This window comes from Nonomuraea dietziae, assembly GCF_014195505.1.
In the GTDB taxonomy this organism is placed as follows: Bacteria; Actinomycetota; Actinomycetes; order Streptosporangiales; family Streptosporangiaceae; genus Nonomuraea; species Nonomuraea roseola.
Genome location: NZ_JACIBV010000001.1, coordinates 663,560 through 677,557, shown reverse-complemented (window position 1 = coordinate 677,557; position 13,998 = coordinate 663,560). Strand labels below are relative to the sequence as shown.

12 protein-coding genes and 1 pseudogene are annotated in these 13,998 nt (G+C 70.9%); 11 read left to right on the top strand and 2 right to left on the bottom strand.

Annotated elements, in window-relative coordinates:
• Nucleotides 1-92: 92 nt before the first annotated feature.
• On the top strand, nucleotides 93-515 hold the full coding sequence (locus FHR33_RS03435) for a VOC family protein (protein ID WP_183643377.1): 423 nt from the start codon (nucleotides 93-95) through the stop codon (nucleotides 513-515).
• Between the two features lie 145 nt (nucleotides 516-660).
• The gene (locus tag FHR33_RS03430; RefSeq protein WP_183643374.1) at nucleotides 661-1,473 is read left to right on the top strand and encodes a winged helix DNA-binding domain-containing protein; all 813 of its coding nucleotides are present in this window, start codon (nucleotides 661-663) and stop codon (nucleotides 1,471-1,473) included.
• Between the two features lie 9 nt (nucleotides 1,474-1,482).
• On the opposite strand, the gene FHR33_RS03425 is transcribed toward FHR33_RS03430, so the two are convergent.
• Nucleotides 1,483-2,079: a TetR family transcriptional regulator gene (locus FHR33_RS03425; RefSeq protein ID WP_312895344.1), complete on the bottom strand. Its 597-nt coding sequence runs from the start codon at nucleotides 2,077-2,079 to the stop codon at nucleotides 1,483-1,485.
• A gap of 65 nt (nucleotides 2,080-2,144) precedes the next feature.
• On the opposite strand from FHR33_RS03425, the gene FHR33_RS03420 reads away from it, so the two are divergent.
• From FHR33_RS03420 to FHR33_RS03390, 7 genes and pseudogenes are all read left to right on the top strand, one after another.
• Nucleotides 2,145-3,371, top strand: coding sequence for a cytochrome P450 (locus FHR33_RS03420; protein WP_183643371.1), 1,227 nt, complete (start codon nucleotides 2,145-2,147; stop codon nucleotides 3,369-3,371).
• Entirely contained in the window at nucleotides 3,368-3,568 is a 201-nt protein-coding gene (locus FHR33_RS03415) for a ferredoxin (RefSeq protein WP_183643368.1), read from the top strand. Before FHR33_RS03420 ends, FHR33_RS03415 begins: the two co-directional genes overlap by 4 nt.
• Before the next feature lie 143 nt (nucleotides 3,569-3,711).
• Nucleotides 3,712-4,281 carry a GNAT family N-acetyltransferase gene (locus FHR33_RS03410; protein ID WP_183643365.1) on the top strand — a complete coding sequence of 190 codons (570 nt, stop codon included), beginning with the start codon at nucleotides 3,712-3,714 and terminating at the stop codon, nucleotides 4,279-4,281.
• A 475-nt stretch (nucleotides 4,282-4,756) separates the two neighbouring features.
• A complete protein-coding gene (locus FHR33_RS03405) occupies nucleotides 4,757-5,524 on the top strand; it encodes an ABC transporter ATP-binding protein (RefSeq protein WP_183643362.1) in 768 nt (255 codons plus the stop codon).
• On the top strand, nucleotides 5,509-7,329 hold the full coding sequence (locus FHR33_RS03400; protein WP_183643359.1) for a hypothetical protein: 1,821 nt from the start codon (nucleotides 5,509-5,511) through the stop codon (nucleotides 7,327-7,329). Before FHR33_RS03405 ends, FHR33_RS03400 begins: the two co-directional genes overlap by 16 nt.
• A gap of 33 nt (nucleotides 7,330-7,362) precedes the next feature.
• Nucleotides 7,363-8,571, top strand: coding sequence for a sensor histidine kinase (locus FHR33_RS52405; RefSeq protein WP_183643356.1), 1,209 nt, complete (start codon nucleotides 7,363-7,365; stop codon nucleotides 8,569-8,571).
• A pseudogene (locus FHR33_RS03390) lies at nucleotides 8,568-9,157 on the top strand (response regulator transcription factor). Before FHR33_RS52405 ends, FHR33_RS03390 begins: the two are co-directional and overlap by 4 nt.
• A gap of 216 nt (nucleotides 9,158-9,373) precedes the next feature.
• On the opposite strand, the gene FHR33_RS03385 reads toward FHR33_RS03390, so the two are convergent.
• Nucleotides 9,374-12,679, bottom strand: coding sequence for an ATP-binding protein (locus FHR33_RS03385; protein ID WP_246451635.1), 3,306 nt, complete (start codon nucleotides 12,677-12,679; stop codon nucleotides 9,374-9,376).
• A gap of 102 nt (nucleotides 12,680-12,781) precedes the next feature.
• Between FHR33_RS03385 and FHR33_RS03380 the strand changes: the two genes are divergently transcribed.
• Nucleotides 12,782-13,423, top strand: coding sequence for a hemerythrin domain-containing protein (locus FHR33_RS03380; RefSeq protein WP_183643354.1), 642 nt, complete (start codon nucleotides 12,782-12,784; stop codon nucleotides 13,421-13,423).
• A gap of 58 nt (nucleotides 13,424-13,481) precedes the next feature.
• Nucleotides 13,482-13,907: a DUF4267 domain-containing protein gene (locus FHR33_RS03375; protein WP_183643351.1), complete on the top strand. Its 426-nt coding sequence runs from the start codon at nucleotides 13,482-13,484 to the stop codon at nucleotides 13,905-13,907.
• The last annotated feature ends 91 nt before the right edge of the window (nucleotides 13,908-13,998 follow it).

The window sequence follows — 13,998 nt, the reverse complement described above, 5'->3', positions numbered from 1 at the left end:
GCCTCAGGCCGGACAGCCGATTCCGAGATCGGCAGTCCGGTCCGGGCGCTTCAGAGCGTCCGGAGACAATCACCGAAGGCTGGGAGCCGACCATGTCCGTCAAGTCCGTGACTCATCTGAACTTCCGGGGCGACGCCCGCGCGGCGCTCGAGTTCTACCAGGCCGTGTTCGGTGGTGACCTCGCCGCCGTCACGTACAAGGACGCTGGGAGCGTGCAGGACCCCGCCGAGGCGGACCAGGTGATGTGGGGCCAGGTGGTCGCGGACAACGGCTTCCACGTGATGGCCTACGACGTGCCCTCGCGAACGCCGTGGGAGCGGGGTGAGAACTCCTTCTTCGTCTCCCTCCGCGGCGAGACCACGGAGGAAGTCACCGCGTACTGGGAGAAACTGTCCGCCGGAGCGACCATCGCGCAGCCGTTGGCGCCTGCGCAGTGGGCGCCGCTGTACGGGATGCTCACGGACCGCTTCGGCGTCGTCTGGGTCGTGGACGTCGTGAGCGAGTACAACGGCTGAGCCGTCATGCGTGGTGAGGGAGGCGCGCCCCGTCCGTCCTCCCCACCACCCTCCTGTCTCCGCACCTTCTTCCGAAGGGAACAACCACCATGATCCTGAGCGTGTCCTACGACCCGTCGCCCACCACACGAGCGGCGTGGCCCCGATGACCGTTCTCGACACCCGGACGCTCAACCGCGCGACCCTGGCGCGGCAGTTGCTGCTCGATCGCGCGGACATGCCGGTCCTCGACGCCGTCGCGCACCTGTGCGGACTGCAGGCGCAGGAACCGCAGGAACCGTTCGTCGGGCTCTGGTCGCGGCTGCGCGCGTTCGACCCGGCGGTGCTCTCGGCCCTGCTGACCGGGCGGAGCGTGGTCCGGACCCACCTCATGCGCCGCACCGTCCACCTCCTCGCCGCCGACGACGTCCTGGCCTGGCGGGCCCGCCACGACATCGACCCGCCGGCCCCCGAGGGCTCCGATCCGGTCGGCGAGGCGCTGGTACGGCGCTATCTGGCCGCCTTCGGCCCCGCCGCCACGGCCGACCTGCGAGCCTGGTGCGGCCTGGCCGGACTGCCGGCCGCGGTGGCCGCGATACGCGAGGAGCTGGTCACCTTCCGCGACGAGCGAGGCCGGGAACTGCTGGACCTCCCCGACGCGCCGCGCCCCGACCCCGACACACCCGCCCCCGTGCGGTTCCTGCCGGCCTTCGACAACGCGATCCTCGGTTACCACGACCGCAGCCGGATCATCGACGACGCCCATCGCGGCCTGTCGGTCGCAGGCGCCCGCGTTGTCCTGGTCGACGGCCGGGTCGCCGCGACCTGGAACGTCAAGGCAGGCGCCGTGACCGTCACTCCGCTGCGCCGCTTCTCACGAGCCGACCGCACCACCGTGGCCGAGCAGGGGCGGGCGCTGGCGGCGTTCCTGTCCGACAGCGACGGTCACCGCGTGGAGATCGCCGCCTTGCCCAGTTGAGCGACACGCCTACAGGCTTAGGCCGGACTCCAGGTGGGCGAGTGCCCTGTCGATCTCGGCGGGCCCGTCCATGTCGGGGTCCTGCGCCCATTGCAGCCAGACCATGGCCACGACCCCGAAGACGGCGCCGGCGACGTTGCGGATCCGGGGGTCGTCCGCGCCGCATCCCGCCCTGTCCGCGACGATCTCGGAAAGCTCCCGCAGCAAGCCGGGGCTCCTGCACAGGTTGGCGGCCAGCAGCTCGGGGACGGTCGCCGCGAACACCTCCCGCGCATGCCCCGCGGCGATCTCCTCGGCGGTCAGGGAGGCGAACGCCGTACGGAACGCGCCGCGCAGGACGGCGACCGGGTCACCGGGCGGCTGGACCTGGAGAGCCTCGATGAGCGGAGGGAAACGATCGAAGGTGACCAGGTCCTCCTTCGTCGGGAAGTAGCGGAAGAAGGTCGCGGGCGAGATCTCGGCGGCCTCGGCGATCTGGTCGATGGTGGTGGCGTTGTAGCCGCGTTCACGGAAGAGCCTGAACGCTTCGCGCAGGATCGCCTCCCTGGTCCTGGCCTTCTTGCGTTCGCGTAGCCCGCTGGTGCCCATGCTCGAAATGTACCGCACCAGCAAATGATGGTTTACTCTCAAAATAGAGTCAGATATCAAATTTCCGGAACGGAGCTGCGTCAGTGACCGATCAGAATCTCGGAACCCCGGTGACCCTGCCCACCCGGCGCGACCCCGCCTGCCCGTTCGACCCGCCCGAAGAGCTGACGCGGCTGCGTGACTCCCAGCCCCTCACCCGGCTGGCCTTTCCGGACGGCCACGTCGGCTGGCTGGTCACCGGCTACGACGCCGCACGCAGGGTCCTGGCCGATCCACGCTTCAGCGTCCGGATGGATCTCAAGCACTCGCCGCTTCCGCGGCGCAACGTCCTGGCCGGGAGCGGTGACAAGCCGGCGCCCGGCATGTTCGTCGTCATGGACGATCCGGATCACAGGCGGTTCCGTCGCCTGCTGACCGGGCAGTTCACCGTTCAGCGGATGAGGCGCCTCGAGCCTCGGATCGTCCAGATCACCGCCGACCACCTGGACGCCATGGCCAAGGCCGGGCCGCCCGTCGATCTCGTGCAGGCGTTCGCTCTGCCGATCCCCTCGCTGGTGATCTGCGAGCTGCTCGGCGTTCCCTACGAGGATCACGCCTTCTTCCAGGAGCAGACCGCCGTGGCCGTCGATCTGGAGGCCTCCGTGGAACAGGCCACGGTCGCCGCGGGACGGCTCACCGACTACTTCGCCGACCTGGTGCGGCACAAGCGTTCGAGCCCCACCGACGACCTGCTGGGCGGGTTGATCACCGACAGTGACCTGACCGACGAGGAGCTGACCACCATCGGGTTGGCGCTGCTGATCGCCGGGCACGAGACCACCGCGAACATGCTCGCCCTCGGCGTCTTCGCCCTCCTGCGCCACCCCGGGCAACTCGACGCCTACCGCGCCGACACCTCACTGACCGACAGCGCGGTCGAGGAGCTGCTACGTTACCTGACCATCATTCACCGGGGCTCGCCCAGTCGTGCCGCCTTGGCGGACGTCGAGCTGGACGGGCAGCTCATCCGCGCGGGCGAGACCGTGATCATCGGGCTGCCCGCGGTCAATCGTGATCCGGCGCGGTTCGCCGACCCCGACGTCCTGCGGCTCGGACGTGAGGGAGCCCGGCACCACCTGGCCTTCGGCCACGGCGTGCACCAGTGTCTCGGTCAGCAGCTGGCGAGGATCGAGATGCGCATCGGCTATCGCATGCTGTTCGAGCGGTTTCCCGCACTGCGCCTGGCCGTGCCAGCGGCTGAGATCTCCATGCGCGAGGCGTCCCTGGCCTACGGGGTGCGGCGGCTTCCCGTCACCTGGGAGCAGGCATGAGAGTGATCACCGACCAGGACCGCTGCGTGGCCGCCGGTCAGTGCGTCCTGTCCGCGCCGGACGTCTTCGACCAGCGCGAGCAGGACGGCGTCGTCATGCTTCGCGATCCCACACCCCACCCCGACCTGCACGACGCCGTCCGCGACGCCGTGGCGCTCTGCCCGGCCGCGGCCATCCGCGCCCAGGAAGGCCGATGACGGCTCCGCCGCCGTGCTCGTCATCGGCGCGGGAACCCGCGCTCAACGCGGGCGGTGGTGGCTCCGGTCACGGCGGGGTCCGGCGCGATGGAGCCAACGGTGGCGGATGGTCCGCTTGAACGCCAAGGAGGTTCACCGCCAGGATGGTCACCATGATCCATTCGCTCACGCTGTCCGCGACGGAACTCGCCTCGGATCGGCTCCTGCTGCGCAAGGCGCAGGAGATCGACCGCGAAGGATTCATTGAGCTAGCCACCGATCCCGAGGTCAGGGCATATCTGGGCGGTCCGAAGCCCCGCGGCGACGTCGAGTGGTACATCGATGCCGTCGGCGCCGCCGGCCTGACATCCCATCCCGGAAGTTTCGTCATCGCGGACATCACGACCAACCGGCTCGTCGGAACACTGGCCCTCGAGCGCCGGTCGGCCGACCGGCCCGGCCACGTCATCGAGGATGGCGAGGAGCTGGAACTGTCCTATGTGCTGCGGCGCAGCGCGTGGGGCGCGGGACTCGCGTTCGAGGCCGCGACGACCGTGTTGCGCGCCGCCGCCGAGGAACTACCCGATCAGCCGGTCGTGGTCGTGACCCAGACAGCCCATCTGCGTTCCCTCAAGCTCGCCGCCCGTCTCGGCTTCCGCCATGTCAGCACCTTCGAGGAGTTCGGCGCGGAGCAGACCCTGAGCACCGCCGGCCTGCACGCATTCACCACCTGACAGCGACAGGCAGCACCTGGTCGTCGTGCGCCCGCGATCGGGGTGCCGTTCAGGATCAGCAGCCGGGCGTCGTCCCCTCCGGCTGAGCGCGCAGGGCTTGCCCGCGCGCCCACCCGCCCGCATCGGCTTCACCTTCGGACAAGGTTGCCGGCGCTCTGGTACGGCTGCTCGCTCAGCCGTACCAGAGGCCAGAGGGATCAGCCCACGGCGTAGGCCCCGGGTGATCGTCTGCGTCAGTGCGGCGCCCGCTGTCGCCGCCGCGCGAAGTGAGACGAACCCGGGCGTGCGCGGGCTCGGCACGGCGGCGGTCCAGCCTGAGCCGGTGCGGACGACCGGGATATGGCAAGTCGGCACTTCGGTTGCGGTGGGCGGGTCGCCCCTTCCGGCATCAACCGATCGGTTGATGCCGGAATCCACCATCCCGCTCTCCGGCCGGACGATCCGCCACCCCCTGCCCCCGCGAGATTCTCAAGGCATGCCAACACACCGGGAGCCCGCTCTGCGCACCATCGGACTCCGCAAAGCCTTCGGCGACCACCTGGCCGTCGACGACATCCACCTCACCGTCCCCGCCGGATCCTTCTACGGTCTGGTCGGCCCCAACGGTGCCGGCAAGACCACCACCCTGGCCATGGCCGTCGGCCTGCTCCGCCCCGACGCCGGCAGCGCCGAGATCTTCGGCGTCGACGTCTGGCGCGACACCGTTCAGGCCAAGGGACTGATCGGCGTGCTGCCCGACGGCAACGCCATGCCGGAACGGCTCACCGGCCGCGAGGTCCTCACCTACCTCGGCCTGCTGCGCGGCCTGCCGCCCGCCGTCGTCGCCGAGCGCACCGACGAACTCCTCCAGATCCTCGAACTGGACTCCGCGGAGCGGAGCCTGGTCATCGAATACTCCACCGGCATGCGCAAGAAGATCGGGCTGGCCGTCGCCCTCCTGCACGCGCCCCGTCTGCTCGTCCTGGACGAGCCCTTCGAGGCCGTCGACCCCGTCTCCGCGGCCACGATCAGGACCATCCTGCGCAGGTTCGCAGCCAACGGCGGCTCCGTGATCATCTCCAGCCACGTCATGGCCCTCGTCGAGCAGCTCTGCGACCACGTGGGCGTCATCTCCGACGGCCGCGTCGTGGCCGCCGGGACGCTGGCCGATGTACGCGGCGCCGGAACCCTGGAGGACGCCTTCGTCGATCTCGTCGGCGCCCGCGCCGGAGGAACGGAGGGGCTGGCATGGCTCACCTCCTGACCCCCGGCCCGACCGCCCTGGCGCAGCACATGATCCGCATGCGGCTGGCTCTCATGCGCAACTCTCTGCGCGGTGATGACGCCGCCAACCTCTACACCGGCGTCTCGCTCGGGGTGCTCCTGGCCTTCGGAACGATCGCCGTCGCCGTGCTGTGGCCCGCCTACCTGCCCCACACCCTGGCCGTGTGGTTCTCCGGCTGGATCTTCGGCCCCATCCTCTTCGGGGGCGGCAGCGAGGCCCTGCGCCCCGAATACTTCTCCATGCTCCCGGCCACGCCAGGCCGGATCGCGGCGGCACTGCTCGCTGGAGCTTTCGCGGGCCCCGCACCTGCGGTCAATCTCATTGCCCTGCTGTCCCTGCCCGTGTACGGCTGGCGCTTCGGCCCGGCCGGAGTGCTCATCGGCCTGGGAGCAGCCGTCACCACGCTCATCACCATGGTGATGGTCTCCCGCGTCATCGTGGCGCTCATCGGGCTGTTCGTCCGTTCCCGCGCCACCGCGGCCGCCGTCGGCATCGCGATCGGCACCGCCATCGCCCTGTGCAGCAATGGCTGGGCGCCCTTCGTAGCTCTGGGCGGCACCGACACCGCCGCCTGGTCCCAGGTCCTCGTCCGGGCGCTGCCCTCCGGCTGGGGCGTGGCCGCCATCGAAGCCCCCTGGCCCCTCGCCCTCGCCATCCTCGTCGCCGGCGCCGGCGTGATCGCCCTCCTCCTGGCCGCCTGGGCCGTCCTGCTGTCGCGGCGCGTCGTCTCGGCCGCTCGCGGCGGTATGCCAACCCGCCGCGGCGCTCCCCGCCCCTTCCCCGCCGCCAGCGGCGCCCGCATCACCGCCGTCAAGGAACTGCGCGCCTGGTGGCGCGACCTCGTCCGCATCCAGCTCCTCGCCCTCGCCCTCTCCTACGCCATCGTCACCCCCCTCCTCCTCGTCACCATCGACTCCTGGATCATGGTCCCCTTCGCGGGACTCATCGCGATCGTGATGGCCGCCGCGTCCTCGGCCAACCTCTACGGCGCCGACGGGACTGCCCTGTGGCTCACCCTCATGACCCCCGGCGCGGAACGCGCCGACGTCCGCGGACGCCAACTGGCCTGGCTCGTCGTCGTCGGCCCAGCCGCAGTGGTGCTGTCCCTGGCTGGCACCCTCGTCAGTGGCCAGGCCTGGGCCTGGCCCTGGGTACTCGGCCTGCTGCCCGCGCTCCTCGGCGGCGCCGCCGGGCTCATCGTCCTGCTCGGCGTCACCTCGCTCGTTCCCGGCACCGACCCCCACAAGCGCGGTGGCAACCCGCTCAGCACCGGTGCCGACGAAACCGCCGAAACCAGCGTCGCCTGGCTCGTGCTCATCGCGGTCCCCGCCACCGCCCTGCCCACGGCCGGCGCCATCCTCCTTCACCCCTGGGCCGGCATCGCCACCGGTGTGCTGACCGGCGCCCTCAGCGCCTGGGGTCTCGGCCGGATCGCCCACCGCAGACTCGAGAACCATGGGATCGATCTGCTCAACCTCATGAAGCACGGCCCGGCACCCCAGGCCGACAAGCCCACCACCGCGGACCTGCCCATCCAGCACCGCATCGGCGTCACGATCAGCTACCTCATCGCCTGGCTTCCCCTGTTCCCCCAAGGACTCGTGCCCATGGTCATGAAGATCGTCGGCATCGAGGACCGCGGATGGTTCCTCGCCCTTCATCTCCCGCCGGTCTGGCAATGGCCCACCATCATCTTCATGATCGCCCTGGGGCTGCTCATGTACGGCTACGCCATCCTGATCCCCATGCGCCTAGGCTCGTCCTCTTCGGCCGCCACCAGCTGAAACTCATCCGCACCCGAGAGGAGGGCGCCCCCGGTGAACGACCCCTTCCCGCTTTCGGCCTGGGAGCGACGCTTCGAGCGCGCCGTCGAGATCGTTCCCTACATCACCCTCGTCGCTTCCCTGGTCATCAGCCTGGCCTCACCCGACCAGCCCGAAGGCGGGATTGCCCGTACTCTCGCGCTCACGGCCCTGGCCCTCGCCTGGTGTCTCGGCGCCCACACCCTCCTCCCCGCCGCCGTGCGCGGACGCCGGGTCGCCGTCACCGTTCACTTCGCCGGCGTCCTGGCCACCGCCGCGCTGCTGGCCTCCCACCACCCAAGCTTCATCATCTACTGCATCTCCGGCTTCTTCCTCGCCGCCAACTTCGCCCCTTCCAGGTGGACCTTCGCCGCCGTCGCCGCCACCTCCTTCGTCCTGTACGGCTCGTCGCTCGACTGGACCCAGGCCACCACCCAACTCATCGTCTTCTACCTGGCGATCATCGCCGTGCAGACCGTCGCCATCGGCGGCGGCTCCATCGCAGGCATCAAGATCGAGGACCGGCAGCGCAAATACCGCAAAGCAGTCAACGACCTCCAGACCGCCCTGGAGGAGAACGCCGACCTCCACGCCCAGCTCCTCACCCAAGCCCACCAGGCCGGCATCCTCGACGAACGCCAGCGCATGGCACGCGAGATCCACGACACCCTCGCCCAAGGCCTCACCGGCATCATCACCCAGCTACGCGCCGCCCAGCGCGTCGAGGACTCCGACACCCACGTCGAACTCGCGCTCAACCTCGCCCAGGACAGCCTCACCGAAGCCCGTCGCTCCGTCGCAGCCCTACAGCCCCACCAGCTTGAGGACGCCCATCTTCCCGAAGCCATGACCACCCTGGCCCGCAACTGGATCCAGAGCACCGGCGTCGACCTCCACGTCGAAGTGACCGGCGACCGCGTCCCCCTCAGCCCAGCCATCGAGGTAACCCTCTTCCGCGTCGCCCAGGAAGCCCTCGCCAACGTCGCCAAACACGCGGGCGCCACCCGCGCCGGCCTCACCCTCTCCTACACCGGCGCCATCGTCCTGCTCGACATCCGCGACAACGGCACCGGCATCCACAACCCCAACGGCGAAGGATTCGGCCTCAGCAGCATGAGACAACGCCTACGCGGCGTCGGCGGCTCCCTCGAAATCGAGAGCACGCCCGGCGAGGGCACCGCCGTCAGCGCCACCATCCCGGCGCTCCAGGGAAACCCCCGGTGATCCGCCTCCTCCTCGTCGACGACCACCCCATCGTCCGCGACGGCCTGCGCGCCGCCTTCGAAACCGAAACCGATATCCACGTCGCAGGCGAAGCCGCCGACGGCCGCGAAGGCATCGACCGCGCCGCCGCACTCAACGTCGACATCGTCATCATGGATTGCGCATGCCCGAAATGGACGGCGTCACCGCCATCACCGCCCTGCGCCACTCCCATCCCCACATCAAGACCCTCGTCCTGCTCGCCATCGAAGCCGGCGCCACCGGCTACCTCCTCAAAGACGCCCCTACCGACGAACTCCTGCGCGCCGTCCGCGCCGCCGCCGCCGGCGAGCCGGTCCTGTCCCCCTCCGTCGCCGGCCGCCTGATGGGCCAGGTACGCAGACCGGTCAAGGCTGCCCTTACCGACCGCGAACTCCACGTTCTCGCCCTCGTCGCTGACGGCGCCTCCAATGGCCAGGCGGCCGCCGAACTCTTCATCAGCGAGGCCGGCATCAAGACCCACCTGCTGCACATCTACGACAAACTCGGCGTCCGCGACCGCGCCGCGGCCGTCGGCGAGGGCTATCGACGAGGTTTCCTCAGATAGTCGGCCAACAGCCCGCCTTTACCGAGCCCACCTCTGCCCACCTCAGGAACGCCGCAGATGGCGGCTGGTGGGGCCAGCCTTACCGACAGGCCGAGTTCAGCGACCACCACGGTGGGTTCGTCGTCGAGGGGGGCGACGGAAAGCCGTTCCAGGTCGCCCGCGCCGACGACGCCGAGGTGTCCGCGCAGGAACTCGCCCGATACTCAGGCGCCCTGTTCAAGCTCGGCTATCGCGTTGAGCCCGACCCTGACGATGATGAGGTGCTGGCGGTGCGGGAGGCGCCGTGGGCAGAGGCTGGGTGGTCGTTCGCAACCGGGCCTCGGCGGCCCAGTGGGGTGCGTTCCATTGGTCGGCGATGGTGGCGGCCTGGGCGAAGTGGGTGGCGGCCTCGTCGGTGCGGCCGAGGAGGACAGCCAGTTCGCCGAGGGTGTGGGCGACCGGGCGCAGCGCCACCGACAGGCTCGTGGCGCCCGCCGGGGGGCCGTTGCGGTGGGGAAGCAGCGTCGCGTAGATCTCCTCGGCGGCGTCGCGGTCGTTCAAGGCGACGATGGCCATCGCGCGCAACGTTGTGAGGAAGGTGAAGAAGAAGTCGCGGCGGATCGGGCCGGGTGACGCGCGGACCTCGCGGGCTTCGGCGTCCAGGCCGTTGGCGTGGAGGGCGAGCGCGAGCAGGTCGGAGGTCATGGAGCCGAGCGTGGCATGGAGGGCGCGCACGTCGTCCAGGTGCGCACCGAGCGTGCCGTCGTTCAGCCAGATCATGGCCAGGGCGAGGTGGAGAAAGCCCGTGGCGTGCACCGATCCGGCGCGCCGCATGCCCTCGTCGGCCTTGATGTAGAGGAGTTCGGCGTCGGCGAATCGGCCTTCGATGAGCGCCAGGCTCGCCAGCGTGATCTCGGTGACGGCGATCGCCTCGCGCATTCGGTAGGTGCGCGCGAGCTCCAGGGCCTCGGTGATCACCTGGTGCATGGTCACCGGGTCGTTGGCGGCGGCGGCGACGTTGGCATGGTTGAGCAGCCCGGTGACGCGGTAGACCGGCAGGTCGTGCTCGGTGCCGATCTCCACGAGCTCCCGGCAGAGCTCGGCGTCGCCGTGGACTCGGGCCAGGATCTGAAGCGCCGCGGCCCGCAGCCGGGGTCCGGTGGCGAGGTCGAGTGCCTCCTGCGCTGCCTCCAGAACGGTCGGGTCGTCCTCGCCGACCAGTTCGTCCGCGTACGCCGTCAGGAGCCGGGACCGCACCGAAGGGGTCAGGTCGCGCTTCAACAGGCGGCTCAGGCGGTCGACGATGGGCCGGTCTACTGTGCCGTACGTACGGGCCTGCCAGGGGGTCGGCTCTGTCCACGCGGTGAATGCGGCGATCATCAGGTCGTCGCGGCCCAGGGACTCCGCGTACTCCACGGCTTCACGGCGTGTCTCGCGGGCGGCTCCGACGGCTCCCGCCCGGATCTGCGCGCGCAGCAGCCTGCCGAGCAGTTCGACCCGTTCGTCCGGCCCGGTCGAGTTGGCGACGGCGTCGGTGAGGAGGTCGGCCGCCACGTCGTGGGCGTAGCGGGCCTCGGCAAGCTCGGCGGCCTGGACGCAGTAGCCGACGGCCTTCGGTGAGCCGGCGCGCGCGTAGTGGTGGGCCAGCGCCGCGATGTCGTCGGTGCCTTCAAGAGCGGCGGCGATCCGGGCGTGCATGCGGGCTGTGCGGAGGCGGCTGAGGTCGGCGACGAGCGTGTCCCTGACGAGGGCGTGGACGAAGCGGATGAGGCCTGGGCCGGGCTCGTCGAGGAGCCCGGCGATGACGCCCGCGTCCAGCGCGTCCATCACGCCGTCCTCGTCGGTGTCGGCGGCCTTGACGAGGACGTCCACTGAGCTTTCCCGGCCTGCGACCGCGGCCAGCCGGAGGATGGACACGCCGCCTTCGGGCAGCCGCGCGAGCCGACGGCGGAGGACGTCCCGTACGCCCTCGGGGACCTCGGAGAGGGCGACCAGCGCGCCCTCTCCGTTCAGCAGCCGGGCGCTTTCGCGCACGTAGAACGGGTTGCCGCCGGTGCGCTCGGCGATCCCTGCGATGGTCTCCTCGTCGGCCTCGCACTCGGTCCGTACGAGCTCCGCGACGGCCTCGTCGTCCAGCCCCGGCAGCGCCAGGCGGAGGGGCGTGGCGCGCGCGAGGGAGGCCAGGGTTTCGGTGAGGTGCCCGCTCTCGTCCGCGCGGTACGCGGCGACGACCAGGATCGGGGCCCGCATGCCGAGGCCGCCGCCGAGCAGCTCCAGCGTGGTGGCGTCCGCCCAGTGCAGGTCGTCCAGCACGACGGCGACCGGGCGTTGCGCGGCGACCGCCGCCAGCCACTTCCACACGGCCTGACGCAGCCGGAACCGTCCCGCGGTGGCGTCGTCGTCCGCCTGCCCGGTGTCGGTGAGCAGCGGCGCGAGGTCGCCGGCGAACTCGCCAGGGGACGTGGCCGCGGCAACGGCTCTCAGCGCCTCCGTCCAGGCCCACGCGGGCGGCGCGCTGTCGACCTCGGGGCAGCGGCCGACGGCGACCAGCCACCCGTCACGTTCGAGCCGCCTGCCCAGGTGTTTCAGCAGCGTCGACTTGCCGAGCCCGGCCTCGCCGGTGACAAGGGCGATGCGGGCGCCGTCGGCCGCGGCCTCGGCGGCGGCCGTGACCAGTGCCGACAGCTGTGCCTCGCGTCCGACGAACGGCGCCTCGATGATCGGAGCCGGCCGCGGCAGCGGTGCGGTCGGCGGTGCGGTCGGCGGTGGCGGGGGCACGGACGCGCGCATGACGTCCGTGCGCTGGTTGAGGATCGCCTCCTCCAACGCCGTCAGGGCCGGGCCAGGGTCGAGCCCGAGCTCCTCGGCGAAGATGCCGCGGGCGCGGCGGAGCGTCGCCAGCGCGTCGGCTTGGCGGCCGCTGCTCCACAGTGCCAGGGCGTGCAGCCGCCAGCCCTCCTCGCGGAGGGGCTCGTCGCGGGTGAGCCGCTCGGCCTCGGGAACCACCGCGGCGGGGTCGCCGATTCGCAGACCCGCCGCGACGTGCAGCTCGGTGGCGACCAGGCGCAGCTCGTTCAGCCGGGCCGTCTCGGCGGCGGCCCACGGCTCGTCGGCGACCTCGGCGAACGCCGGCCCCTGCCACAGCCCCAACGCCTCGGCGAGCCGAGCCTGGGCGACGCGCGGGTCGGTGACCGTACGGGCCTGGTCGAGCAGGTCCTCGAACCGCCACGCGTCCACCGACTCCGGCGGCAGCCGCAGCGCATAGCCGGGCGGCGCGCTCACCAGCAGCCGGGCCGGCGTGCGCGGCGGGCGGCCGGGCTCCAGCAGCCGGCGCAGGTTGGACACATACGCCTGCAAGGACATCAGCGCCCGCGCGGGCGGCTCCCCGCGCCACAGATCCTCGATCATCCGGTCGACCGGCACGACCTGCCCACGCGCCGCCACCAGCAACGCCAGCACGCCCCGCTGCCGCGGCCCGCCGAGGTGCACGGACTCACCGTTCACCTCGGCCGTGAACGCGCCCAGCACCCCGATCAAGACCATGACCCGCACATCCTACGCGGACGGCTCCAAGTCGACTCCAAATCCCCTCCAAACACCCGGGAGCAGTCTGAACACGTCGCAACCGATGAAGGGCAGGAACAGATGAGCGTCAACACCCAGGACATGGAGATCGTCCACCGGGCCTTCCGCCGCGAGTCACGGCTGCTGATGGAGCTCGTCGCGGCGGTCGCCCCGGGTGACACCGCTCGCGCCAAGGTGATCGCCGACCACTTCCGCGACTACCGGCTGGGACTGAAGAACCATCACGAGGGCGAGGACGAGCTGCTGTGGCCGCCGCTGCTGTCCCGGGTCGATCTGGAGGCCGACATCGTGCTGCGCATGGAGGCACAGCACGAGCGCGTCGCGGCCACGCTGACCAGGCTGGACGCCGCGGTCCCTGCGTGGGAGGCCGCCGCAGGGGCGGACGAGCGCGACACGCTCGTGGCCGCCCTCGCCGACCACCGGGCCGTGCTTCTCGAGCACCTCGACGACGAGGAGGCCACTCTCCTTCCGCTCGCGGCCGAGCACATCACCGAGAAGGAATGGGCCTCCCTGGGCGATCACCTGGTGGCCAACACGCCCAAGTTCACCCTGCTCACCCTCTTCGGCCTGGTCCTGGAGGACGCGAACCCGGCCGAGCGCGCCACGCTCCTGTCCGCCCTTCCCGCTCCGGTACGCGGCATCTGGCACATCATCGGCCGCCCTCGCTACGCCCGCCACATCAGCCGCGTCCGCGCCGCCTGACCAGACCCCACGACTCCCAAGCCCACCAAGCTCACAAAGACTTGCCAGGAGAAGAACAATGTCACTGAAGAAGATCAACACCGTCTTGGCCGCCGCCTTCATCCTCTTCATCCTCTGGTTCGGGGCGGAGTTCATCCTGAGGCCGGAGACGGTGGCGCCGGGCTTCGGCCTGCCGAGCTGGCCGTCCGGCGACGGCGGCGGCTTCCTGATCATCAAGGGAATCCGCGACGTCGTCTTGGCCCTGGTCCTGGGCATCCTGCTGGTGACGGGCCACCGCCGGGCGCTGGGTTGGGCGCTGCTGGTGGAGGCGCTCGCCGCCTACGGCGACATGACCACCGTGCTGGCCCACCACGGCTCCGTGCCCACCGCGCTCGGCGTCCACGGCTTGACCGCGACGCTGATGGTGGTCAACGGCCTGCTGATGTTGCGCGAGACCCGCAAGGTCGTCGTCACTCCGCTGACGCCCGCCCTGCAGCCCGCCTGACGCCACCTCGGCGGCCCCAAGGCGGCCGTTTAGGGCCTCCACGGCGCCACCGCCGTGGTGATGCTGACGATCAGCGCGCTCTGCTCATCGC